General features: G+C 70.0%; 20 protein-coding genes and 1 tRNA gene. 9 read left to right on the plus strand and 12 right to left on the minus strand.

Annotated elements, in window-relative coordinates; all coding sequences use genetic code 11:
* Positions 1–40 precede the first annotated feature (40 nt).
* A complete protein-coding gene (locus ACZ7HQ_RS24720; protein ID WP_470993850.1) occupies positions 41–841 on the plus strand; it encodes a glycosyltransferase family 2 protein in 801 nt (266 codons plus the stop codon).
* On the opposite strand, the gene ACZ7HQ_RS24725 is transcribed toward ACZ7HQ_RS24720, so the two are convergent.
* Together ACZ7HQ_RS24725 and ACZ7HQ_RS24730 are read right to left on the minus strand one after the other, a co-directional pair.
* Complete coding sequence (locus ACZ7HQ_RS24725; RefSeq protein WP_470993853.1) at positions 829–1,038, minus strand: ferredoxin; 210 nt, start codon at positions 1,036–1,038, stop codon at positions 829–831. The genes ACZ7HQ_RS24720 and ACZ7HQ_RS24725 overlap by 13 nt on opposite strands.
* A gap of 104 nt (positions 1,039–1,142) precedes the next feature.
* On the minus strand, positions 1,143–1,616 hold the full coding sequence (locus ACZ7HQ_RS24730; RefSeq protein ID WP_470993855.1) for a hypothetical protein: 474 nt from the start codon (positions 1,614–1,616) through the stop codon (positions 1,143–1,145).
* Positions 1,617–1,793: 177 nt separating this feature from the next.
* On the opposite strand from ACZ7HQ_RS24730, the gene ACZ7HQ_RS24735 reads away from it, so the two are divergent.
* Both ACZ7HQ_RS24735 and ACZ7HQ_RS24740 read left to right on the plus strand, forming a co-directional pair.
* Positions 1,794–2,315 (plus strand): hypothetical protein, encoded by a 522-nt coding sequence (locus ACZ7HQ_RS24735; RefSeq protein WP_470993858.1) that lies wholly within the window; start codon positions 1,794–1,796, stop codon positions 2,313–2,315.
* A 394-nt stretch (positions 2,316–2,709) separates the two neighbouring features.
* Positions 2,710–6,774: an nSTAND1 domain-containing NTPase gene (locus tag ACZ7HQ_RS24740; RefSeq protein ID WP_470993861.1), complete on the plus strand. Its 4,065-nt coding sequence runs from the start codon at positions 2,710–2,712 to the stop codon at positions 6,772–6,774.
* 279 nt (positions 6,775–7,053) lie between these two features.
* Here the strand turns inward: ACZ7HQ_RS24740 and ACZ7HQ_RS24745 are convergent, their stop codons facing one another.
* Positions 7,054–7,533, minus strand: coding sequence for an RICIN domain-containing protein (locus ACZ7HQ_RS24745; protein ID WP_470993864.1), 480 nt, complete (start codon positions 7,531–7,533; stop codon positions 7,054–7,056).
* 267 nt (positions 7,534–7,800) lie between these two features.
* On the opposite strand from ACZ7HQ_RS24745, the gene ACZ7HQ_RS24750 reads away from it, so the two are divergent.
* Positions 7,801–8,289: a hypothetical protein gene (locus ACZ7HQ_RS24750; protein WP_470993866.1), complete on the plus strand. Its 489-nt coding sequence runs from the start codon at positions 7,801–7,803 to the stop codon at positions 8,287–8,289.
* Between the two features lie 204 nt (positions 8,290–8,493).
* Here the strand turns inward: ACZ7HQ_RS24750 and ACZ7HQ_RS24755 are convergent.
* The 9 genes from ACZ7HQ_RS24755 to dnaA form a co-directional block, all read right to left on the minus strand.
* Positions 8,494–8,570: transfer RNA gene (locus ACZ7HQ_RS24755), tRNA-Ile, on the minus strand.
* A 110-nt stretch (positions 8,571–8,680) separates the two neighbouring features.
* A complete protein-coding gene (locus ACZ7HQ_RS24760; RefSeq protein ID WP_470993869.1) occupies positions 8,681–9,418 on the minus strand; it encodes a DUF3566 domain-containing protein in 738 nt (245 codons plus the stop codon).
* 19 nt (positions 9,419–9,437) lie between these two features.
* The gene (gene gyrA, locus ACZ7HQ_RS24765; protein ID WP_470993872.1) at positions 9,438–12,032 is read right to left on the minus strand and encodes a DNA gyrase subunit A; all 2,595 of its coding nucleotides are present in this window, start codon (positions 12,030–12,032) and stop codon (positions 9,438–9,440) included.
* A gap of 42 nt (positions 12,033–12,074) precedes the next feature.
* Positions 12,075–14,171: a DNA topoisomerase (ATP-hydrolyzing) subunit B gene (gene gyrB / locus ACZ7HQ_RS24770; RefSeq protein WP_470993874.1), complete on the minus strand. Its 2,097-nt coding sequence runs from the start codon at positions 14,169–14,171 to the stop codon at positions 12,075–12,077.
* Between the two features lie 373 nt (positions 14,172–14,544).
* The gene (locus tag ACZ7HQ_RS24775) at positions 14,545–15,090 is read right to left on the minus strand and encodes a DciA family protein (protein ID WP_470993877.1); all 546 of its coding nucleotides are present in this window, start codon (positions 15,088–15,090) and stop codon (positions 14,545–14,547) included.
* Positions 15,087–16,208: a DNA replication/repair protein RecF gene (recF, locus tag ACZ7HQ_RS24780; protein ID WP_470993878.1), complete on the minus strand. Its 1,122-nt coding sequence runs from the start codon at positions 16,206–16,208 to the stop codon at positions 15,087–15,089. The genes ACZ7HQ_RS24775 and recF overlap by 4 nt, the downstream gene beginning before the upstream one ends.
* Positions 16,209–16,292: 84 nt before the next feature.
* Positions 16,293–17,168, minus strand: coding sequence for a phosphogluconate dehydrogenase (NAD(+)-dependent, decarboxylating) (gene gnd / locus ACZ7HQ_RS24785; protein ID WP_470993880.1), 876 nt, complete (start codon positions 17,166–17,168; stop codon positions 16,293–16,295).
* Between the two features lie 220 nt (positions 17,169–17,388).
* Complete coding sequence (gene dnaN / locus ACZ7HQ_RS24790) at positions 17,389–18,519, minus strand: DNA polymerase III subunit beta (protein ID WP_069779831.1); 1,131 nt, start codon at positions 18,517–18,519, stop codon at positions 17,389–17,391.
* 903 nt (positions 18,520–19,422) lie between these two features.
* Positions 19,423–21,426: a chromosomal replication initiator protein DnaA gene (dnaA, locus tag ACZ7HQ_RS24795; protein ID WP_470993883.1), complete on the minus strand. Its 2,004-nt coding sequence runs from the start codon at positions 21,424–21,426 to the stop codon at positions 19,423–19,425.
* Positions 21,427–21,822: 396 nt separating this feature from the next.
* Here dnaA and rpmH point away from each other — a divergent pair, with 396 nt between their 5' ends.
* The 5 genes from rpmH to ACZ7HQ_RS24820 are packed head-to-tail and all read left to right on the plus strand — an operon-like array spanning position 21,823 to position 24,542.
* Entirely contained in the window at positions 21,823–21,960 is a 138-nt protein-coding gene (gene rpmH / locus ACZ7HQ_RS24800) for a 50S ribosomal protein L34 (RefSeq protein WP_015659252.1), read from the plus strand.
* A 21-nt stretch (positions 21,961–21,981) separates the two neighbouring features.
* Positions 21,982–22,353, plus strand: coding sequence for a ribonuclease P protein component (rnpA, locus tag ACZ7HQ_RS24805; protein WP_470993886.1), 372 nt, complete (start codon positions 21,982–21,984; stop codon positions 22,351–22,353).
* On the plus strand, positions 22,350–22,724 hold the full coding sequence (gene yidD / locus ACZ7HQ_RS24810) for a membrane protein insertion efficiency factor YidD (RefSeq protein WP_470993888.1): 375 nt from the start codon (positions 22,350–22,352) through the stop codon (positions 22,722–22,724). The genes rnpA and yidD overlap by 4 nt, the downstream gene beginning before the upstream one ends.
* A 3-nt stretch (positions 22,725–22,727) precedes the next feature.
* Positions 22,728–24,014 carry a membrane protein insertase YidC gene (gene yidC, locus ACZ7HQ_RS24815; protein WP_470993891.1) on the plus strand — a complete coding sequence of 429 codons (1,287 nt, stop codon included), beginning with the start codon at positions 22,728–22,730 and terminating at the stop codon, positions 24,012–24,014.
* A gap of 15 nt (positions 24,015–24,029) precedes the next feature.
* Entirely contained in the window at positions 24,030–24,542 is a 513-nt protein-coding gene (locus ACZ7HQ_RS24820) for a Jag family protein (protein WP_470993894.1), read from the plus strand.
* Positions 24,543–24,557: the final 15 nt, after the last annotated feature.

Here is a 24,557-nt window from a genome sequence, read left to right on the forward strand (position 1 = left end):
TCGCGCTGTTGTGGCCCGGGAGCTGTTGTTACCTGGGACCATGACCGACACACCGATCACGCCCCCGCACACGGTGGTGAGTGCTGCCGTGAGCCGGCGCGTCACCGTCGTCACCGCTGTCCACGGCCCCTCCGCGCGGTTCCTGCCGGAGGCCTACGCGTCCCTGGCCGGGCAGCGGCTTCCCGGTGACTGGGAGTGGGAGTGGGTGATCCAGGAGGACGGCACGACGGACCGGGTCCGCCCGTACGTCCCGGACGACACACGCGTGAGCTTCGGCCAGGGACGGCCGGGCGGCCCGGGAGTCGCCCGTACGATCGCGCTGGCGCGCGCCGGGGGCGCGTATGTGAAGGTCCTGGACGCCGACGACCAGCTCACGCCCGGCGTGCTGGCCCGCGATCTGGCCGTGCTGGAGGCGGACCGCACGGTCGGCTGGACCACGTCACGGGTCCTCGACCTGCTCCCCGACGGTTCGACGGCGGGCTTCCCCGGCGACCCGGACGACGGCCCGCTCGAACGGGGTGCCGTGCTCGGCCACTGGAAGCGGAACGGCTTCCGCGCACCGGTCCATCCGGCGAGCCTGTGCGTCCGGCGGGAGCTGCTCCTCGCGCTCGGCGGCTGGATGGCCCTGCCCGCCTCCGAGGACACGGGCCTGCTGCTGGCGCTGGACGCCGTGAGCCGCGGCTGGTTCTCTGCGGAGGTCGGCCTGCTGTACCGCAAGTGGGAGGGCCAGGTCACGGGCCAGGCGCCGCACGTCGACCCGGTCGAGCGGGCGGCCCGCATGGCGGTCGCCGAGGCCCGGGCCCACGCCCTGGCCGGCCTCACCTGGGCCTATCCGTCCTGAGCCAGGCGGTCGGCCACCAGCAGGATCGCCTGCGAGGGGCACTTCTCGGCCGCCTCCCGGACCTGCGGGTCGTCGGCGGACTCCTCCCGGCCGGGCCGTACGACTCCGTACCCGTCCTCGAACGCGAACACGGCCGGCGCCCGGTACGCGCACTCGGCCGAGCCGTAGCACAGGGCACGGTCGACGGAGACCTTCATGCGTCCTCCAGTCGTCAACGACCCCGGCCGACAGCTCCGGCCGCGGGTCGGCTCGATGACCTCCACCACCTCCCTGCCCACCAGTCCCCGCCCCGAACCGACGGCTACCGTGGCCCGCCCGCGGCCGAGAGCCAGTGGGCGACCCGGCGGACCGTGGGTTCGTCGAGCAGGTCGGCCATCGCCCGTACCGCCTCGCCGTCCTCGGCGCTCAGGTCGTACAGGCCCGCCTTGCTCAGACCGGCCATGAGCACCTGGTGCCGGCGGTCCGTCATGCGTTCCGCGAGCTTGGCCGGTTTGCCGGGCCCCGCGTCGGGCGCGGGCGCGCCGGCCGGGACGGGTTCCCTGGCGGCCGGGGCGTCGTAGCGGCGCCACTCGCCGTCCTGCGGCCCCCACAGCGCGACCGTCACCTCCTCGCCGCGCGCCCGTACGGTCTGGGTCATGTCTCCGACGGCGTACAGCACCGGATCGCGGTCGGGGGACTCGGCTCCCACCGTCCAGGAGCCCTGCGCGGGCCGGTGGAACATCGCGACCCAGCGCGGAGCACCGGGCGGTCGCGGGCACGAGGGACGCTTCTCCATGACACTCACCCCTTCCAGAGCAGCAGGCGGAACGGACCTTATCTGACGCATCGTCAGATAACCAGTGCCCGCCCGCCAGGAGTGCCCCGGTGCCTCTGGCCTCTTCACGGCCGGCGTGGCACCCTGCCCGCACCCCGCAGCGAGGGTGCGATGCGTCCCGGACGAGGGAGGCCGAGGATGAGCGGACGGGAAGAGACAGCGGCCACAGCGGTCACCGGGGCCGAGGTGCTGCGCCGGCGCCACACGGCCCGCGCGCACAGCGCCTACGACCGTGCGGTCGCCGCGTGCCGGTACGCCGGTGTCGGCCAGGACGCGGCCGAGGCCGTACCGAGGGACCCCGTCGGCCGGGCCGCCAACGCCCTGCGCCTGTCGGCCGGTTCGCTCGCCGCGCTGACCACGGGCACCCCGGACCCGGCGGCGGACGCCCGCTGCGCCCGCAACGCCGCGGCCACCGCGGCGCTGGCCGCCCAGGTGGCCGCGACACGGGACCGCGCCGACAGCGGCACGACAGCCGCCACGGCCTCCGTCACGGCCCTGCGCGCGGCGCTCTCCGCCTCCCAGGCCGCGGCGGCCGCGGCCGGCGGCAGAGCCCAGGGGCGGAACCCGGCCCTGAACGCCTCTGCCGAGGAGGCCGAGCGGCACGCCGTTGCCACGGCCCGCGCGGCCGGCTGGCTCGACACGCGGACGACGGAAGGCTGACGTGCGGACGGCGGACCGCTGACGGACCACCCGGCACCCGGGCCGCCCGGCGCCGGTCCCTCCCCTCGTGGGGACCGGTGCCGGACGGTGCGGGTCGTCGGCCCGTGCCGCGTCGGCTCGGCGCGGGCCGAAGCGGGGAGCCGCTTCCGGAAGCTCGCGGATTCAACGAGGTTGGCCGAGATGCTTCGGCACCCGGGGCTGCCTCTCCGAGCACGGCTCCGTGGCCTGTCCGGATGGTGTCCGGGGGCTCCGCCACCGGGTCGGGATCCTGCCATCTGTGGCCCGTACCGAGGAGGCCGCAGCCCCCTTTCCCGTGCTTCTTTGCAGGTCAGACGTATAAGGTGGGTTTTCCGGTCCGGACGTCCAGACGCGGGGGAAGTAAAGGGGTGGGACCTTGAGTTCCGACTCAGGGACACGTACAGCTTTCGCCGAGCGGCTCGCGCTGCTGTACAAGGAGGCTGGAAACCCTCCCCTCAAGTCCGTCGCCGAGGCGGTCGCACGACTGCAGCGGGTCGACGAGCGCGGACGGCCCGTGCGGGTGTCCGCGCAGCGGATCAGCGACTGGCGCCGGGCCCGGAACGTACCGGCCCAGTTCGCCGCGCTCGCGGCGGTGCTGCACATCCTGATCCCGGAGGCACGCCGGCTGCGGCCCGCACCGGTGTCCACGGGCCTGTACGACCTCGCGCACTGGCAGCGGCTGTGGGAGCGCGCGCTGGCCGACCCGGTCGGCGACCGGCCCGCACCGCCCGCCGAGGAGAGCCGGCGCCCGCCCGCCCAGGCCCCGCCCGTCGCCGGAGGCGTGTGCCCCTACCGCGGCCTGGCCCCCTACCGGCAGGAGGACGCCCGGTGGTTCTTCGGCCGGGACCGGAGCACGAGCGCGCTCGTCGCCCAGCTGCGTGCCGCTGAGCGGACCGGCGGCCTGGTGATGCTGGTCGGCGCCTCGGGAGCGGGGAAGTCGTCCCTGCTGAACGCCGGCCTGGTCCCCGCCGTACGCGGCGGCGCCCTGCGCGACGGCGAGGGCACGGGCACACCGCCCCAGGTCGCCGAGGACACCGGCGCCGGCCACGTGCTGCACCTCGTCCCCGGCGCCGACCCCCTGGGTGAGCTGGTCCGCCGCATCCCGGACCTCACCCCCGTCGCCACCGACGCGCGCCGGGCCGAGCAGGAGGCCACGGAGAACCCGGCGGTCCCCGGCTCCGACTCCCCGCGCGTGGCGCGGGCCGCCCGGGAGGCCATGGCGGCGTGGGCGCGCCGCGAGGTGCCCGCCGGGCACCGGCCGGTCGTGATCGTGGACCAGTTCGAGGAGGCGTTCACCCTCTGCCCCGACGAGGCGAACCGGCGTACGTTCATCCAGCTCCTGCACGCCGCCTGCACCCCGCCCGCCGACGCGGACGGGGCCGCGCCGGTGCTCGTCGTCCTCGGCGTGCGCGCCGACTTCTACGAACAGTGCCTCGGCTATCCCGAACTCGCCGACGCCCTCCAGCACCGCCACATGGTGCTCGGCCCGCTGACCAGCGCCGAACTGCGCGAGGCGGTGACCGGACCGGCCAAGGCGGTGGGCCTCGAACTGGAACCGGGGCTCGCCGAGCTGATCCTGCGCGAGGTGAGCGCCGACGCCCCGCGCGGGGCGCATGACGCGGGCGTGCTGCCGCTGCTGTCGCACGCCCTGCTCGCCACCTGGCAGCGCCGCAAGGCCGGCCGGCTGACGCTGACCGGCTACCGCGCGGCGGGCGGGATCCAGGGCGCGGTCGCGGCGACCGCCGAGCGCGCCTGGTCGGGGCTCGACCCCGCCGCCCGTACGGCAGCCCGGCTGCTCCTGCTGCGGCTGGTGCGGCTGGGCGAGGACACCCAGGCCACTCGCCGGCGCGGCACCCGCCGGCAGCTGGCGCAGGAGTCGGCGGACCCCGGCAAGACGGAGGAGTCCCTCGAGGCCCTCGTACAGGCCCGGCTGGTCACCCTGGACGCGGACACCGTGGAGATCACCCACGAGGCACTGCTGCACGCCTGGCCCCGGCTGCGGAACTGGATCGACGACGACCGGGGCGACCAGCTGCTGCGCCAGCGGCTGGAGGAGGACGGCCGGGCCTGGGAGGACTCGGGCCGGGACAGCTCCCTGCTCTACCGGGGCTCCCGGCTGGAGCAGGCGCGCAGCTGGGCGAGGTCGGCCGGGGACACGTACCTGACCCGCAGCGCGGTGGAGTTCCTGGCCGCCGCGGTCCGGCTGCGCAAGCGCACGGTGTGGCTCGGCCGGGCCGCGGTGGCGGCGCTGGTGGCGCTGGCCCTGGTCGCGGGCGGTACGGCGGTGATCGCCTGGAAGCAGCGGGACGACGCCGTGTTCGAGCAGGTGCTCGCCGAGGCCGACCGGGTCCAGCGCACGGATCCGTCCCTGGCCGCCCAGCTCGACCTGGTCGCCCACAAGCTGCGCCCGGACGACGAGGGCACGTACAGCAGGCTGATCTCGATCGTGAGCGCGCCGCTGGCCACCCCGCTGTCCGGCCACACCGGTGCCGTCTACCTCACCTCGTTCAGCCCCGACGGCAGGACCCTGGCCACGGCCAGCTACGACCGGACCGTCCGGCTGTGGAACGTGGCCGACCCCGGTCACCCCAAGCCGCTCGGCAGGCCGCTGACCGGACACACCAGCTGGGTGAGCAGCGCGGTCTTCAGCCCCGACGGGCACACCCTCGCGAGCGCCGGCGACGACGGCACGATCCGGCTGTGGGACGTGACCGACCCGGCCCATCCGGCGCCGCTCGGCAAGCCGCTCACCGGGCACCGCGGCACGATCTACCTGGTCGCCTTCAGCCCGGACGGACACACGCTGGCCTCGGCCGGCGAGGATCACACCGTACGGCTGTGGAACGTGTCCGATCCGCGCCGGCCGAGTGCGCTCGGCGCCCTGCGCGGGCACAGCGCCGCGGCGCGCAGCGTCGCGTTCAGCCCGGACGGACACACCCTCGCGGCGGGTGGTGACGACGACACGATCCTGCTCTGGAACACCGCCGACCCACGCCACCCGAAACAGTACCGCACCGCGCTGCGGGGCCACACGGACCTCGTGCACTCGGTGGCGTTCAGCCCGGACGGGCACACCCTCGCCTCCGGCAGCGCGGACGACACGATCCGGCTGTGGAACGTCACCGACCCCGCGCACCCCTCCGCGCTCGGCTCACCGCTGGCCGGGCACACCGGGCCGATCTGGTCGGTGGCCTTCAGCCCGGACGGCGGCAGACTGGCCGCCGCGAGCGCGGACAGCACGGCGAGCCTGTGGAACGTCAGCGACCCCTCGTCCCCGTCGCAGGTCGGGGAGCCGCTCGCGGGCAGCAGCGGGGAGATGTACGCCCTCGGGTTCAGCCCCGACGGGCGGACCCTGGCCACCGGCAGCGGCGACAGCAAGGTGCGTCTGTGGTCGCTGCCGACCTCGGACATCGTCGGCCGCACCGGCGCGTTCCGGCCGGACGGGCGGGTGCTGGGCACGGCGGCGCGGGACGGCAGGCTCCGGCTGTGGAACGTGACCCGGCCCGACCGGCCGGTACTGCTGAGCAGACCGTTCATGCGGGGAGACGCCGGCCATCGTTCGCTGCGGTTCTCCCCCGACGGCCGCGTCCTCGCCGTCCTCACCTACGACCACGCGGTGTACCTGTGGAACGTCAGCGATCCGTCCCACCCGGTCGCCACCGGATCGCCCATCGCCCTGCGGACGCGCTTCGCGGGACCGGCCACGATCGCCTTCAGCCCCGACGGCCGCACCCTCGCCACCGCCTACGACGACACCACCATCCAGTTGTGGGACATCACCGACCCCGCGCACCCCACCGCGCTCGGCAGGCCGCTGACGGGCCACCGGGGCTACATCAACGCGATCGCCTTCAGCCCCGACGGCCACACCCTCGCCTCCGGCAGCGCGGACAGCACGGTCCGCCTCTGGAACGTCGCCGACCCGGGCCGGCCGACCGCGCTGCGCCGGCTCACCGACCACTCGGGACCGGTCAACGCGATCGCCTTCAGCCCGGACGGGCAGGTACTGGCGAGCGGCAGTGACGACGACACGGTCCGGCTGTGGAACGTCGGCCACCCCGCCTCGGCAAGCCCGCTGGGTGCGCCGCTCGTCGGCCACACCGAAGCGGTCAAGTTGCTGACGTTCAGCCCCGACGGGCATGTCCTGGTCAGCGGCGGCAACGACAACACGGACCGGCTGTGGAACGTCAGCGACCCTGCCTCGGCGACCCCCATCGGCCAGTCGATGAGCCCCAACGCCAGGTCGGGCACGTTCTTGTCCTTCGGCCCCAGGAGCAACGTCCTCGGCGTCTCCAGCGGCACCGACACGGTCCGCCTGTGGAGCCTGGACGCCGACGCGGCGATCGAGCGGGTCTGCAGGGTCACCCGGGGCGTACTGACCCCGCAGAAGTGGCACGAGTACCTTCCCCGCCTTTCCTACGACCCTCCGTGCGATCAGTGATCGACCGACCTGACTGAATCCCGTCCGAGTTCGCCCCGCAAAGCGCCCGGGCTTGTTACCCTTGGCCACAGCCCGATCGCTGGTGCATCCCCCGTCGCCAGCGGTCGGGCCTTTTTCTGCCCACTCCCGGTGCACGGCACCCGGGGCCCTGAACGCCGAAGACCCCCAGCCGACACCGGCTGGGGGTCTTCGAAACTGGTGGGGCCGATGCCCGGTGCAAGCCCGACGCCTGATCGCCGGCCAGGCTCCGCCAGCCGATGGCCGTGGCGTGACGCCGGGTCAGCCGCGCGGGCTGCGCCAGCGCCAGAACTGGTCCGTGTAGGGGCCGACCTGGTCGACCTCCAAGGTGGTCTCGGCCCACTGGCAGCTCTCGACCGGCGAGATCACCAGTCGCTCATCCAGCGCTGAAGCGATGACCACGTCGGCCTGCGCGGGGTCCGCCTGGACCATCCTCCAGAGCTGCCCCTTGTTGCTGTCGCTCCAGCGGTCCTGGTAGACGACGGCCTTCGGGTGCTTGTCCCTGATCGTCAGGTACAGATCGTCCTGCCCGTTCTTGATCCGCCAGAGACCTTGTTCGTCAGCGGGCATGAATTCCCACATGTCCTGCTTGTTGTTCGTCTTCACCCCGCCCCGCCACAGCCGGACCTCCCCGGGATCGTGCGTGTGACCGATCGGCGTGATGAACAGGCCGCTGACCGAGTGCACGATCACCTGCGGGGAGTCTGTGGGCGGTACAGGGCGTACGGGCGTGATGGGCATGGGCGATCCTCCGTGTCTCGCGTGGTCACCAAGATGTGGTGGCCGCTGTCAAATGCCTCTGACATTGCTGGCCGCCTCCATGGTTTTGCCGTTCCATGTCGGGCCGCCACCGGAAGGATCCGAACAGGTGAGCTTGAGAACATCAGTCCTCGGGAGGGCCCCGCACATAACCCAGTTGGCGCAACTGAATATGCCGGTTGCATCTCGTCATGCCCGCGCTGGTGACGTCATCGCAAGGCGCGATGCACGAGAAGCGAGGAGGGCTCCATGCCAGCCACCGACACGGATCTCCTGAACAGCATGATGGCTGAGATCACCCGGCTGAAGGCGGAGAACGACCAGCTGAAGAAGCAGAACGAAGAGCTGAAGAAGAAGCAGGACAAGACCGACCCGGACGGCCAGCACGGCGGCAGTCACAACGGCCAGGTCGGCCAGAAGGAGCCCGTCCAGCTCACCGCGTCGGATACGAAGGGCACCGTCACCGGCCTGGCGAGCGGCACGGGAAGGGCAACTCTCACCGACAAGAACGGCAAGCCGGTCGTAGGCGAGAAGATCACCTTCAAGGTCGGTGAGACGGTGGTCGGCACCGGCATTACCGATGCCACCGGCACAGCGACGGTGAACTCCGGGTCGTACCTGGGGGACCCCGTGTTCTGGTTCAAGGCGGTCAGCACCGGATACCAGGCTGTCTACGACGGCAGCGAGAAGTACATGCCTGCTCAGGCACACGCCAATGTGACTCCCGCCTTCTCGTGAGACGGGAAACGCTGGCCGGACCTTCCGAGGGGCGAGTCCCGCTCGACTTGGTCTGAGGAGTCCATTCCCCCTGTGCGGCTCCTCTATCGGGGCAGCGCAGGGGGTCTTTCCACCTCGCCGAGCTACGGGAAGATCCACTCATCGGCTGATGTCATCCGTAGATGTCGAAGACCCCCAGCCACTGTCGACTGGGGGTCTTCGTACTGGTGGGGCTAACAGGATTTGAACCTGTGGCCTCATCCTTATCAGGGATGCGCTCTAACCAACTGAGCTATAGCCCCGCCGCGCTCTGCGGTGTCTCCCGCGCGCTGACTCCTGAAGATTAGCGCACGACCACGCCAGTCCCAAAATCGGTTGTCGGGGCACCGTCAGGACAGCCGGGCAGGTCGGGTCACTCGTCCTCGGCCAGCGTCAGCTCAATGCCACCGACGAAGCCCGCGGAGAGGTTGTAGATGAACGCGCCGAGCGTCGCGAGCGCCGTGGCCAGGACCACGTCGATGACCGCGATGATCGTCGTGAACGTCAGGACGTGGGGGAGCGACAGGAACGCCTGCAGGTCGAAGCCGTTCGCCTCGTTCGAGCCGGTGGCCTCCGAGATCGTGCCACCCACCGTCGAGAACACGCCCATTGCGTCCATGACCATCCACAGCACCGCCGAGGCGACGATCGTGCAGATGCCGAGCGCGATGGAGAGCAGGAAGCTGACCTTCATCACCGACCAGGGATCCGCCTTGGCCACGCGCAGCCGGGCCTTGCGGGTGCGCGGTGCCGTGCGCGCACCGGTGCGCGGACGGCGTACGGCACCGGCGGGCACCTGCGCCGCATAGGCCTGCGGCGGGTGGTACGGCCCCGCGGGCTGCTCCGGGCGCCGCTCCCCGGGGAGCGGGGACGCCGGCTGCTGGGCCGCACCGGCCGCGGCCGGGCCTCGGGTGTCCGTCACAGTGCCCCCCTGGGTTCCAGACGTGCCGGAGGAGTCCGTACCGGACACCTGTACCGGCTTCAGATTGGTCGTGTGCGGATCGGTCACGCTCCCCGCACCCGTCCCGTTCGCGGCGGAGCCACGGCCGCCGCCGTCCGTTTCCGTACCCGTGGAGGTACCGGCCGATCCGGCGCCCGTGGCTCCGCTCACGATGACTCACTCCTCGTGCCTACTCGGCCGAGGGCGCCTCACCCTCGTCCATGCCGGTGGTCGCGGCACCTTCGGCGGTCTCGTCGACGGCGTCCACACCGTCGACCTCCTCCGCCTCGCGCCCCGCCTCGGCGTTACGTGCGATACCGACCACGGCATCGCGCTTGCCCAGGTTGATCAGTTGGACGCCCATGGTGTCACGGCCCGTCTCCCTGACCTCGCTGACTCGCGTGCGAATCACACCGCCGGAGAGGGTGATCGCGAGGATCTCGTCACTCTCCTCGACAATCAGCGCGCCGACGAGCGAACCGCGGTCCTCCACGATCTTGGCGGCCTTGATGCCGAGGCCACCGCGACCCTGGACGCGGTACTCGTCGACGCCGGTCCGCTTCGCGTACCCACCGTCGGTGGCAGTGAACACGAACGTACCGGGTCGAACAACATTCATCGACAGAAGTTCATCGCCTTCGCGGAAACTCATCCCCTTCACGCCGGAGGTGGCGCGGCCCATCGGGCGCAGGGAGTCGTCCGAGGCGGTGAAGCGGATCGACTGTGCCTTCTTGCTGATCAGAAGCAGATCGTCGTCGGCCGAGACCAGCTCCGCGCCGATCAGCTCGTCGTCGCTGCCGTCCCCCTGCTCGCGCAGATTGATCGCGATGACACCGCCGGAGCGAGGCGAATCGTAATCCTTCAGAGGCGTCTTCTTGACCAGACCGGACTTGGTGGCCAGCACCAGGTACGGCGCCGCCTCGTAGTCACGGATCGCCAGGATCTCGGCGATCGCCTCGTCCGGCTGGAAGGCGAGCAGGTTCGCCACGTGCTGGCCGCGCGCGTCCCGGCCGGCCTCGGGCAGCTCGTACGCCTTCGCCCGGTACACCCGGCCCTTGTTCGTGAAGAACAGCAGCCAGTGGTGCGTGGTGGAGACGAAGAAGTGGTCGACGATGTCGTCTTCCTTCAGCTTCGTGCCGCGCACGCCCTTGCCGCCGCGCTTCTGCGCCCGGTAGTCGTCGGTCTTGGTCCGCTTGACGTAGCCGCCGCGCGTGACCGTGACGACGATGTCCTCCTCGGCGATCAGGTCCTCGATGGACATGTCGCCCTCGTACGGGATCAGCTTTGTCTGGCGGTCGTCGCCGTACTTCTCGACGATCGCGGCCAGCTCCTCGCTGACGATCCCGCGCTGGCGGACCGGGGAGGCGAGGATCTCGTTGTACTCGTTGATCTTCGCCTGGAGTTCGTCGTGCTCCTGGACGATCTTCTGCCGCTCCAGGGCCGCCAGGCGCCGCAGCTGCATCTCGAGGATCGCGTTGGCCTGGATCTCGTCGATCTCCAGCAGGTCCATCAGGCCGGTGCGCGCGACATCGACGGTGTCGCTGCGCCGGATCAGCGCGATGACCTCGTCGATGGCGTCCAGGGCCTTCAGCAGACCCCGCAGGATGTGCGCCCGCTCCTCGGCCTTGCGCAGCCGGAAGCGCGTACGGCGGACGATGACCTCGATCTGGTGCGTCACCCAGTGCCGGATGAACGCGTCCAGCGAGAGGGTGCGCGGCACGCCGTCGACCAGCGCCAGCATGTTGGCGCCGAAGTTCGTCTGGAGGTCCGTGTGCTTGTACAGGTTGTTCAGGACGACCTTGGCGACCGCGTCCCGCTTGAGGACGATGACGAGTCGCTGACCCGTGCGGGACGACGTCTCGTCGCGGACGTCGGCGATACCGCCGATCTTGCCGTCCTTCACCAGGTCGGCGATCTTCTGCGCCAGGTTGTCGGGGTTCACCTGGTACGGCAGCTCGGTCACCACCAGGCACTGCCGGCCCTGGATCTCCTCGACCTCCACCACCGCGCGCATCGTGATGGAGCCGCGCCCGGTGCGGTACGCCTCCTCGATGCCCTTGCGGCCGACGACGAGCGCGCCGGTCGGGAAGTCGGGGCCCTTGATGCGCTCCATGAGCGCGTCCAGCAGCTCCTCGTGCGAGACGTCCGGGTTCTCCAGGTACCACTGGGCGCCGGCCGCGACCTCGCGCAGGTTGTGCGGCGGGATGTTGGTCGCCATACCGACCGCGATACCGGCCGAGCCGTTGATCAGCAGGTTCGGGAAGCGGGCCGGCAGGACGGTCGGCTCCTGGGAGCGGCCGTCGTAGTTGTCCGTGAAGTCGACGGTCTCCTCGTCGATGTCGCGGACCATCTCCATCGACAGCGGCGCCATCTTGCACTCGGTGTACCGCATGGCGGCCGCCGGGTCGTTGCCCGGGGAGCCGAAGTTGCCGTTGGAGTCCACCAGCGGCATCCGCATCGACCACGGCTGGGCGAGCCGCACCAGCGCGTCGTAGATCGAGGAGTCGCCGTGCGGGTGGTAGTTGCCCATGACGTCACCGACGACACGGGCGCACTTGTAGAAGCCGCGGTCGGGGCGGTAGCCGCCGTCGTACATGGCGTACAGCACGCGCCGGTGGACGGGCTTGAGGCCGTCCCGGACGTCGGGCAGCGCACGCGAGACGATGACGGACATCGCGTAGTCGAGGTACGAGCGCTGCATCTCCGTCTCGAGCCCGACGGGCTCGACACGCATCACGAGTTCGCCGCCCTCTTCCGGGGTGACTGGGGTGTTCTCGTCGGCCATTGCTGGTGAAGATCCTTCCTGGTGCGGTCAGCTGAGACCGACTCAGATGTCGAGGAAGCGGACGTCCTTGGCGTTGCGCTGGATGAACGCGCGCCGGGCCTCGACGTCCTCGCCCATGAGGACCGAGAACAGGTCGTCGGCCTGGGCGGCGTCGTCGAGGGTGACCTGGCCGAGGACCCGGTGCTCCTGGTCCATCGTGGTCACGCGCAGCTCCTCGGCGTTCATCTCGCCGAGACCCTTGAAGCGCTGGATCGAGTCCTCGCGGACGCGCTTGCCGCGCTGGCGGCCCATCTCGATCAGCGCGTCGCGCTCACGGTCGGAGTAGGCGTACTCGATGTCGTCCCGGCCCCACTTGAGCTTGTACAGCGGGGGGCGGGACAGATACACGTGCCCGGCCTCGACCAGCGGCCGCATGAAGCGGAACAGGAAGGTCAGCAGCAGGGTGCTGATGTGCTGACCGTCGACGTCGGCGTCCGCCATCAGGATGATCTTGTGATAGCGGAGCTTCTCGATGTCGAAGTCCTCGTGCACACCCGTGCCGAAGGCCGAGATCAGCGCCTGGATCTCCTGGTTCTGCAGGATCTTGTCGATCCTGGCCTTCTCCACGTTCAGGATCTTGCCGCGGATCGGGAGGATCGCCTGGTACTGCGGGTTGCGGCCGGACTTGGCCGAGCCGCCGGCGGAGTCACCCTCGACGATGAAGATCTCGCACTTGGTGGGGTCGTTCGACTGGCAGTCGGACAGCTTGCCCGGCAGGGAGGCCGACTCCAGCAGGCCCTTACGGCGCGTCAGGTCGCGGGCCTTGCGGGCCGCCACGCGCGCGGTGGCCGCCTGGATGCCCTTGCGGATGATGTCCGCGGCCTCGACCGGGTTGCGGTCCAGCCAGTCCGTCAGGTGCTCGTAGACCGCCTTCTGCACGAAGGTCTTGGCCTCCGTGTTGCCCAGCTTGGTCTTCGTCTGGCCCTCGAACTGCGGCTCGCTCAGCTTGACCGAGATGATCGCGGTCAGGCCCTCACGGATGTCGTCACCGGTGAGGTTGTCGTCCTTCTCGCGCAGCAGCTTCTTGTCGCGCGCGTACTTGTTGATCAGGCTCGTGAGGGCCGCGCGGAAGCCCTCCTCGTGCGTACCGCCCTCGTGCGTGTGGATGATGTTGGCGAAGGAGTACACACCCTCGCTGTAGCCGCTGTTCCACTGCATCGCGACCTCGAGGGACAGGCTCTTGTCCTTGTCCTCGGCCTCCAGGTCGATGACGGTGGGGTGCACCACCTCTCCCTTACGGGAGTTGAGGTACTTCACGAAGTCGACGATGCCGCCCTCGTAGTGGTACGTGACCGACTTGACCTCGGCCTTCTCGTCCGCGCCCGCCTCGTCCGCACCGCTGGTCGCCTTCGCCGACTCGCGCTCGTCGGTCAGCCGGATCGTCAGGCCCTTGTTGAGGAAGGCCATCTCCTGGAAGCGCCGCGACAGCGTCTCGAAGGAGTACTCGGTGGTCTCGAAGATGTCGGGGTCGGCCCAGAAGGTGACCGAGGTGCCGGTCTCCTCCGTCGCCTCGTGCTTGACGAGGGGGGCCGTCGGGACGCCGAGCTTGTAGTCCTGCGTCCAGCGGTGACCGTCGGTCCTGATCTCGACGGCGACCTTCGTGGACAGCGCGTTCACGACGGACACGCCCACACCGTGCAGACCGCCGGAGACGGCGTAACCGCCGCCGCCGAACTTGCCGCCCGCGTGCAGCACGGTCAGCACGACCTCGACGGCCGGCTTGCCCTCGGAGGGCACGATGCCCACCGGGATGCCACGGCCGTTGTCGACGACCCGGACACCGCCGTCGGCGAGGATCGTGATGTCGATCGTGTCCGCGTACCCGGCCAGTGCCTCGTCGACGGAGTTGTCGACGACCTCGTACACCAGGTGGTGCAGACCGCGCTCGCCCGTGGAACCGATGTACATGCCGGGCCGCTTGCGGACCGCGTCCAGCCCTTCGAGCACGGTGATGGCGCTGGCGTCGTACGAAGCCGAGGCGGTGACCTCGGCGTTCACGGGGGCCTCGGCGGGCTCGCCGTTCACGCCGGCGTCGGTGGACGGGATGTTCTCGTTGGGGTTGCCGGAATCGGCCACGAAGCGCCCTTTCTGGCACAGCACGAGCCGGGCTCGTCGGCGGGTTGCCGGAGCGGCTGCGGCATGTTGCGTTGGTAAGCCTTGATCAGCGTTGCTCAGCTTTTCCCGGGCGTTCCCCACAATGGGGCGGGATTGTCTTCCAGTCTACCGGTAGCTCTGACATCGATGGGGGTTTGCCGGTACCTGAGTCCCCATGTGCCGCCCTGAACCCGCCTCGATCGGGTCCCGATATACGGATGGGGGCTCCAAGGGGCTCACAGCGGCACTCAGCGCTTCGAGGCGTCAACCCTTGGCTACTGGGGGGTCAGATGGCGCTCCGGCGCCGTCACGGCGGCTCTCCACACCTGTGTACGGAGCCGCGCCGACAGCACGCTCCCGCTCTACGACGTGAGGTACGTCACCCGTACGTATCGCCGGGTCCGGAGCTCCCCGGAGCCCGCAGCGGGCCGTAGCGCCGGGCCGGGCCGCCCGGATTGAGCACCTTGATCATCCGTACGGTGCCGTGCCCCAGGTCCTCGTTGAGCCGGGCGACCAGCGCGGGCGCGAGGTGGCGCAGCTGGGTCGCCCAGGCCGTCGAGTCGCACTGGACGACCAGCACGCGCTCGTCCTCGTCGTAGCGCTGCGGCACACAGTGCTTGGCCAGGTCCTCGCCGACGATCTGCGGCCAGCGGCCCATCACGCCGCCCACCGCCGCGGGGGTCTCCCAGCCGCGCTCGGTCAGCAGCCGGTTGATCGCGGCGCCCAGCGCCATCGGATCGCGCCCGTCGGCACGCGCGCCGGAACGCAGACCGCCGCCCCGCCGCGCCTGCTTCTTCTGCCGCGCCGCGTCCCCCCGCGCGCGTGCCTGTTCCTTCGCCGCGCGCAACGCCACGCGCGCGAGGTCGACACCGGAGGGTTCCGGAGCCTTGCCGGGCGTCCGCGGGGTGGGGTCGTCGGTGCTCATACCCGCTCCACCGTCCCCCCGGACACGGCGTACCGCGCCCCGGCCAGCACATGGGGTACGTCGTCGTCCACGGCCGCGGTGACCAGTACCTGCTCGCCGGGCGCGACCAGCTCGGCCAGCCGCTCACGGCGGCGCGTGTCCAGCTCGGCGAAGACGTCGTCCAGGACCAGCACCGGCTCGTTGCCCTCGGCCCGCAGCAGGTCGTAGGAGGCCAGCCGCAGGGCGAGCGCGTAGGACCAGGACTCACCGTGCGAGGCGTACCCCTTGGCCGGCAGCTGACCGAGTTTGAGAACCAGATCGTCGCGATGGGGCCCCACGAGGGTGACCCCGCGCTCGATCTCCTGCTTGCGCGCTTCCGCGAGAGCCGCCATCAGCTGGGCATGGAGATCCTCGCGCGCGTGGGCCTCGCCGGGCGCGGACGGCTTGTACTCCAGCGCCAGCGGCCCACCGCCGGGGGCCAGCTGCTCGTACGCCTTGTCGGCCAGCGGCTGCAGCGCGGCGATCAGGTCCAGCCGCTGCGCGAGCAGCTCGGCGCCCGCGCGCGCGAGGTGCTGGTCCCACACGTCGAGCGTGGACAGGTCCATCGACCGACCGCCGTGCCGGCGCGCCAGAGCGGCGGTCTTCAGCAGTGTGTTGCGCTGCTTCAGCACCCGCTCGTAGTCGGAACGCACCCCGGCCATACGCGGCGACCGGGCCGTGATCAGCTCGTCGAGGAACCGCCGCCGTTCGCCCGGGTCGCCCTTGACAAGGGCGAGATCTTCGGGGGCGAACAGCACGGTTCGTACGATCCCCAGTACGTCCCTGGGTCTGACCTGCGAGGACCGGTTGATACGGGCGCGGTTGGCCTTGCCGGGGTTCAGCTCCAGCTCGACCAGCTGCTGCCGCTCGCCCTGCCGGACCTGCGCCCGGATGACGGCCCGGTCGGCACCCATGCGGACGAGGGGGGTGTCGGAGGCGACCCGGTGGCTTCCCAGGGTGGCGAGGTATCCGACCGCCTCCACCAGGTTGGTCTTGCCCTGTCCGTTCGGGCCGACGAAGGCGGTGACGCCCGCATCGAGCGGAACCTCGGCCCGGGCGTACGAGCGGAAGTCGGCCAGCGAAAGATGCGTGACGTGCATGGTCGTTTCGCCGGCCTTCCCCAGAGTGCTGATGAGCTGTGGATCACGGGCTCCCGCGAGGGCGGGCCTGTGAATCCCTGTGGATTACTTCTTCTCTACGGCGTGACCGCCGAACTGGTTGCGCAGCGCGGCGATCATCTTCATCTGCGGCGAGTCCTCCTGCCGGGAGGCGAACCGCGCGAACAGCGACGCGGTGATCGCCGGCAGCGGCACCGCGTTGTCGATCGCGGCCTCCACAGTCCAGCGTCCCTCACCGGAGTCCTGTGCATAACCGCGCAGGCCCTCCAGGTGCTCGTCGTCGTCCAGTGCGTTGACCGCGAGGTCGAGCAGCCAGGAGCGGATGACGGTGCCCTCCTGCCAGGAGCGGAAGACCTCGCGGACGTTCTCCACGGAGTCGACCTTCTCCAGCAGCTCCCAGCCCTCGGCGTAGGCCTGCATCATCGCGTACTCGATGCCGTTGTGGACCATCTTCGCGAAATGGCCCGCGCCCACCCTGCCGGCGTGCACCGAGCCGAAGTCGCCCTCCGGCTTCAGCGCGTCGAAGACCGGCTGGACCTTGGCGACGTGCTCGGCGTCGCCGCCGTACATCAGCGCGTACCCGTTCTCCAGGCCCCAGACGCCGCCGGAGACGCCGCAGTCGACGAAGCCTATGCCCTTGGCCGCCAGCTCCTCGGCGTGCTTCTCGTCGTCCGTCCAGCGGGAGTTGCCGCCGTCCACGACCACGTCGCCGGGCTCCAGCAGCTCGGCGAGCTGGTCGACGGTCGACTGCGTGGGCTCGCCGGCCGGGACCATCACCCAGACCACGCGGGGACCGCTGAGCTTGCCCACAAGCTCTTCCAGGCTGTGGACATCCGCGAGGTCCGCGTTGCGGTCGTATCCGATGACGGTGTGGCCCGCGCGGCGGATCCGCTCGCGCATGTTGCCGCCCATCTTGCCGAGGCCGACGAGACCGAGCTCCATCAGTTGTGTTCCTTAGGTCGCTGTGTGGCGGGAGAGGCACTCACGTGCCGTGCCGAGCCTAGTCGCGACCTCGCGCGCACAGCTGTGGGCATAGGCGCTCACCTGCGGCTTTGCTGAGGGGCGGCCGGTGGCTGTGCCCCGCCTCGGGCCTGCCCCGCCGACCACGGTGCCGGGCACCCACAGCGGGCGCCCGGCACTGTCAACAGCTGTGGACAACCGGTCAGCCGCTGAGCCGCACCGGCATGATCAGGTACTTGTACGCGTCGTCGGCCTCGGCATCCACCGCGGGCTTCCCGCTGAGCAGCGCCGGCTTCGTGGACGTCGTGAACGACAGCTGGGCCACCGGCGAGTCGATCGCGCTCAGACCGTCCAGCAGGAACGTCGGGTTGAAGGCGATCGAGATGTCATCGCCGTCCAGCTGGGCGTCGACCCTTTCCACAGCCTGTGCGTCGTCGCTGGAACCGGCCTCCAGGATCAGCACGCCCTGCTCGAAGCTGAGCCGCACCGGGGTGTTGCGCTCGGCCACCAGGGCCACACGCTTGACGGCCTCCACGAAGGGGGCGGTCTCGATCACGGCGACGGAGTTGAACTCGGTCGGGAACAGCGTGCGGTACTTCGGCAGGTCGCCCTCGAGCAGACGCGTGGTCGTACGCCGCCCCGCGCCCTCGAAACCGATCAGGCCCTCGCCCGCGCCCGACCCGGACAGGGCCAGCGTCACGCTGTCACCGGCGCCCAGCGACTTGGCGGTGTCCAGCAGCGTCTTGGCCGGGACCAGGGCGACGGCGGAGGCGTCCGGGTTCTCCGGCTTCCACAGGAACTCGCGGACGGCGAAGCGGTAGCGGTCGGTGGAGGCCAGGGTGACCGTGTCGCCCTCGATCTCGATGCGCACACCGGTGAGGACGGGCAGCGTGTCGTCACGGCCGGCGGCGATGGCCACCTGTGACACGGCGGCCGCGAAGACCTCGCCGGGGACGGTGCCGGTGGCGTTCGGCATCTGCGGCAGCGCCGGGTACTCCTCCACAGGCAGGGTGTGCAGGGTGAACCGGGAGGATCCACAGACCACCGTCGCCCGTACACCGTCTGTGGAAATCTCCACCGGCCGGTTGGGGAGGGCGCGGGAGATGTCGGCGAGCAGCCGGCCGGAGACGAGGACGGTGCCCTCCTCCTCGACCTCGGCTTCCACGGACACGCGAGCGGAGACCTCGTAGTCGAAGCTCGACAGGCTCAGCTGGCCGTCCTCGGCCTTGAGGAGGAGGCCGGCGAGGACAGGCGCCGGCGGACGGGCCGGGAGGCTGCGTGCCGCCCACGCCACTGCCTCCGCGAGTACGTCGCGTTCCACCCGGATCTTCACCGTAAGCCGCCTCCTGCTGTTGCTACTGAGTCCTCCGACTCGGTGTCACCGCCCACTGCGAAGGGCAGGACACCGGGGACCAGTCTGACGCACCGCACTGACAGTAGGTGCCCGTCGGGGTCAAGTCGCTCCGGGAGGCAGCCGGGCCCGAGACGGCGAGTTGTGCACAGCCCCCGCTTCAAAGCGATTGCCGGACTCTCTCTAGTCGGGGGTAGTAGTAGGGCCTGTGGATACCGTGGATAACCACGTTTTCCCAGCTCAGCACGGAGATTTTGTCCACTGGCCCTGTGGGTGACGCCGGTGGACAATCGGGGGTGTCTGTGGAGAACGGAAAGTTCTGCACACCCCGCCCACAGCCTGAGGGCAGTTCTCCCCAGCTGCGTCCCCAGGTTTACCCAGGTTTCCCACACCCCAACCCGGCACCTTCGTGTGACGGCTTTCACTCGACGCGGTGAGCGGGTGCGTCGCGTTGCCGAACAGTGGACAGCCGTGTGGAGAAGCTGGGGATCGCTGGGGACAACCGGCTCCAGCCTGTGGGCCGCCGGTGGAAAACCTCGTACACAGCCTGTGGATCTTCGCTTGGTCCACAGGCTGTGGAGATCGCTCGTCCACGATTCCACAGGCTGTTGAGCTGGGCGAACGTCGTATGAACAGGCTTCCTGTGGACGCGGTTCGGGACAACTCCGCAGTCCCCAGCATGTGGACGGAAGAAAGTCACCAAATCTGTGGAGAGCGGCCGTAACCAGGCAGGTAATCGAACAGCCGGCGGTGGACGCCGGGCACGGTGGACGCCGGGCACGGTGGACGCCGGGCACGGTGGACGCCCATGACAAAGGGCGCCCCCGGGATGCGGTATCCCGAAGGCGCCCTCAGCGTCGGCGTACGACCGGCGTCAGCCGCACCTCACCCGTTCTTGATCCGGTTCGTCAGCTCGGTCACCTGGTTGTAGATGGACCGCCGCTCGGCCATCAGCGCACGGATCTTGCGGTCGGCGTGCATGACGGTGGTGTGGTCACGGCCGCCGAACTGCGCCCCGATCTTCGGCAGCGACAGATCCGTCAGCTCCCGGCACAGGTACATGGCGATCTGCCGCGCGGTGACCAGCGCGCGCCCGCGCGAGGTGCCGCACAGGTCCTCCACGGTCAGCCCGAAGTAGTCCGCCGTCGCCGCCATGATCGCCGTTGCCGTGATCTCGGGCGCGCTGTCCTCACCACCCGGGATCAGGTCCTTCAGGACGATCTCGGTCAGGCCGAGGTCGACCGGCTGCCGGTTGAGCGAGGCGAACGCCGTCACCCGGATCAGCGCGCCCTCCAGCTCGCGGATGTTCCGCGAGATCCGGGAGGCGATGAACTCCAGCACCTCCGGCGGGGCGTTCAGCTGCTCCTGCACCGCCTTCTTGCGCAGGATCGCGATACGCGTCTCCAGCTCGGGCGGCTGGACGTCGGTGATCAGGCCCCACTCGAAACGGTTCCGCAGCCGGTCCTCCAGCGTGACCAGCTGCTTCGGCGGCCGGTCGGAGGACAGCACGATCTGCTTGTTGGCGTTGTGGAGGGTGTTGAAGGTGTGGAAGAACTCCTCCTGGGTCGACTCCTTGTCCGCGAGGAACTGGATGTCGTCGACGAGCAGGATGTCCATCTCGCGGTAGCGCTTGCGGAAGCTGTCGCCCTTGCCGTCGCGGATGGAGTTGATGAACTCGTTGGTGAACTCCTCCGAGCTCACGTAGCGCACGCGCGTGCCCGGGTAGAGGCTGCGCGCGTAGTGCCCGATGGCGTGCAGCAGGTGCGTCTTGCCGAGTCCCGACTCCCCGTAGATGAACAGGGGGTTGTACGCCTTGGCCGGTGCCTCGGCGACGGCGACCGCGGCCGCGTGCGCGAACCGGTTGGAGGCGCCGATGACGAACGTGTCGAACAGGTACTTCGGGTTCAGCCGCGCGGTCGGCTCACCGGGACCGCTCGCCGGAGCCGGCTGTGCGGCCAGCGGGCCGGGTGCGCCGGTCGGGGGCAGGTCCGGGCGGCCGGGGCCGCCGCGGTGCGCCGGGCCCCCGCCCGCCGGCTGCTCGGGCAGCTCACGGCGCACGGGGTCGCGCTGGTCGTATTCGGTTCGCGCCGGGTCGTACCCGGAGCGCGCGGAGTCGTAGTCGGGGCGTGCGGAGTCGTAGTCCGCGCGCTGGCTGTCGTATTCGCCGCGCTGCTGCTCGTACGACGGCCGGTCCATGCCCTGTGAGCGGTAGTCCGCAGACGGCGGGCCGTAGGAGTCCGGACCGGAGCCGTAGGCGTCCTGTGAGGACGGCGACGCGTACGGGTCGCGCTCGGGGAAGCCGAGCCGCGGCTGCTGCCAGCCGTATTCGTCTTGCGTGGGGCGTGGCCAGGCGCCCGGCTCGCGGCGCTGGTACTCGGAGGGGTATGCCGGGCGTACGACGGGGAGCTGGTCGGCGCGGCCGCCGGGCAGCTGATCGGGGTGGGACTGCTGTTCCGCCGGTGGCTGGTCGGCGGCGCGGTGGCGGCCGTACCCCTCGTACGGCCGTTCCTCGTACGGCCGCTCCTCGTACGACGGGCCGGACGGCAGCTCCGGCTCCTCGTAGCGCGGCTTGGGCTGCTGCTGCAGGGGCGCCGCGGGAGGGGGTGGCTCGCCGGCGGAGTCGTCCACGGTGATCGCGATGCGGATGGGGCGGCCGCACTCGCGGCTCAGCGTCTCGCTGACGATCGGTGCGAGACGGCCCTCCAGTACGCCCTTCGCGAATTCGTTCGGTACGGCGAGCAGGGCGGTGTCCGCCACCAGCGCGAGCGGCTGGCAGCGCCGGATCCAGTGCTCGTCCTTAGCCTCGACACCCTGCCCACGGCCCTCGCCGAGGAGCTGCTCGAGTACTCGTGGCCACACTGCGGCAAGATCGGCAGGTACGTCAGCCACAGGGCACGCTCTCTCACAGGTCCCACGAACGTGTGATCGCGGGACGGGTCGGGGGGTACATCGGGTGGTCGGTGGGTCAAACCCGCCGGGGCGGGGGACAAAAGAACGAATCGGAGTTCAGCCACGGTAGTCAGCGCGGCGGGTGCGGTTCAAGTTGTTGTCCCCAGCCTGTGGATAGTGTCTCTCCGTGACCCTCGGTTTGACCGGATGGCGTAGCCCCGCGTACCGTAACCAGGTCGAGTTGTCGATGGCTGCTGCCGCCTGCCTCCGATGGGCACAGATCACTTCAGGTGATCGGGAAGCGGTGCACTCGGGCGTGACGCGAGCTACTCGTGGGCGCACGGTGACAGCCAAGACGGCACCCCGCCACTACCGATTTATTTCTGGAGCCCCCGAGTGAGCAAGCGCACCTTCCAGCCGAACAACCGTCGTCGCGCGAAGACCCACGGCTTCCGCCTGCGGATGCGCACCCGTGCCGGCCGCGCGATTCTCGCGAACCGTCGTGCCAAGGGTCGCGCCAGCCTGTCCGCCTGATCCTGATCAGGTCATGACGTCGTGCTGCCTACCGAGCATCGGCTGAGGCGGCGCGAGGACTTCGCGACCGCGGTCCGACGAGGACGCCGGGCAGGACGCCCGACCCTCGTCGTCCACCTTCGTAGCGGTGCCACGGACCCGCACGCGCCTGGGGAGAGCGCTCCCCTGACGCGTGCGGGTTTCGTCGTGAGCAAGGCCGTGGGTGGCGCGGTCGTGCGCAACAAAGTGAAGCGCAGACTGCGTCATCTGATGCGTGACCGAGTAGCCCTGTTTCCCCCCGGTAGCCTGGTAGTCGTACGAGCGCTGCCCGGATCGGGCGACGCAGACCACGCACAGCTGGCCCGAGACCTGGATGCCGCCCTCCAGCGGCTGCTGGGAGGGGGCACGCGATGAAGTACCCACTACTGGCTCTGATCAAGCTGTACCAGTGGACGATCAGTCCACTGCTGGGGCCCGTGTGCAAGTACTACCCGTCGTGCTCCCACTACGGCTACACGGCCATCGACCGGCACGGTGCGATCAAGGGAACGGCACTCACCGCCTGGCGCATCCTCCGGTGCAATCCGTGGTCGCTGGGTGGTGTGGACCATGTTCCGCCGCGCAAGCGCCCGCGGTGGCACGAAATGCTGCGCAACGCTTGGCGCGCACGCAAGGGCGGGCCCTCCGCCGCCGAACCGGCCACCGAAGTGAAGCTTGAGAAGTCTCCTTCCGCGCTTCCTCCGAGCCCGGCCGCAGAGACCTCGTCCCATGCCCAAGGAGCATGATTAGTGGACACGATTGCCAGCCTCTTCAGTTTCATCACTTGGCCCGTCTCCTGGGTCATCGTCCAGTTCCACAAGGTGTACGGCGCGATCTTCGGCCCTAACACCGGATGGGCCTGGGGCCTGTCCATCGTGTCCCTGGTGATCCTGATCCGCATCTGCCTGATCCCGCTCTTCGTGAAGCAGATCAAGTCGACGCGCGCGATGCAGACGCTCCAGCCGGAGATGAAGAAGATCCAGGAGCGCTACAAGAACGACCGGCAGCGTCAGTCCGAAGAGATGATGAAGCTGTACAAGGAGACGGGCACCAACCCGCTCTCCTCGTGCCTTCCCATCCTGGCGCAGTCCCCGTTCTTCTTCGCCCTGTACCACGTGCTCAACGGCATCGCGACGGGCAAGACGATCGGCGTCATCAACGAGCCGCTGCTCGCCAGCGCCCGTAAGGCGCACATCTTCGGCGCCCCGCTCGCTGCGAAGTTCATGGACAGCTCGGACAAGGTCGCGGCGCTCGGCGCCTCGCTGACCGACGTCCGGGTCGTGACCGCGGTCATGATCGTCATGATGTCGTTCTCGCAGTTCTACACGCAGCGCCAGCTGATGACGAAGAACGTCGACACGACGGTCAAGACGCCGTTCATGCAGCAGCAGAAGATGCTGATGTACGTCTTCCCGGTCATGTTCGCCGTCTTCGGTATCAACTTCCCGGTTGGTGTCCTCGTCTACTGGCTGACCACCAACGTGTGGACCATGGGCCAGCAGATGTACGTCATCCGCAACAACCCGACCCCGGGTTCCAAGGCCCAGGCCGCTTACCTGGAGCGCCTGACCAAGCACGTCACGCACGCCGGCAAGGTCCGCCGTCGCAGCGAGAAGACCATCGTCAAGGCGATCGTCGCCAAGGGCCGTGACCGCAACGAGTTCGAGCGCAAGTTCATCAACGCCCTGAACAAGGCCGGTCTCGCCGCCCAGGCCGACGGCAGCGTGGTCAAGAGCCTGACCCAGGCCGAGGCGCAGACCGCGGACGGTGCGGAGACCACCTCGGCAGCCGGTGCCGGCGCCGCGGCACGGCGCCAGCAGCCCAAGCGCCAGTCCAAGTCCCAGCGTCAGGGTGGGCCCAAGCCGGCGGGCGGGACCACCTCGTCCACCTCGCTGGAGAAGTCCGACGAGCCGCAGGACGCCAAGCCCGCCGCTGCCGACCAGGCCTCCAAGCCCAGCTCCGGCGCCCGCAGCAAGGCCCAGTCCGGCCAGCGCAAGGGTGGCCCGCAGCGGCCCAAGTCCCCGTCCAAGAAGTAAGAAGGAGCCCATCCCGTGACGGAAGGCACCACCTCCGCCGCTGCCGAGGGTGCAGACACCCTGACCCGCCTGGAGCAGGAGGGTGAGATCGCGGCGGACTACCTGGAGGGTCTGCTGGACATCGCCGACCTCGACGGCGACATCGACATGGACGTCGAGGCCGATCGCGCCTCCGTGTCGATCATCAGCGACACCGGCAGCCGTGATCTGCACAAGCTCGTCGGCCGGGACGGCGAGGTGCTGGAGGCACTGCAGGAGCTGACGCGCCTGGCCGTGCACCGGGAGACCGGCGACCGTAGCCGTCTGATGCTGGACGTCGCGGGTTACCGGGCCAAGAAGCGGGCCGAGCTGTCCGAGCTGGGCGCCAAGGCCGCTGCCGACGTGAAGAGCACCGGCGAGCCCGTCAAGCTCAAGCCGATGACCCCGTTCGAGCGCAAGGTCGTGCATGACGCGGTCAAGGCCGCAGGACTGCGCAGCGAGTCCGAGGGCGAGGAGCCGCAGCGGTTCGTCGTCGTGCTGCCCGCCTGATCGGTCCCCACGTTC

This window comes from Streptomyces sp. NPDC037290, from assembly GCF_055603245.1.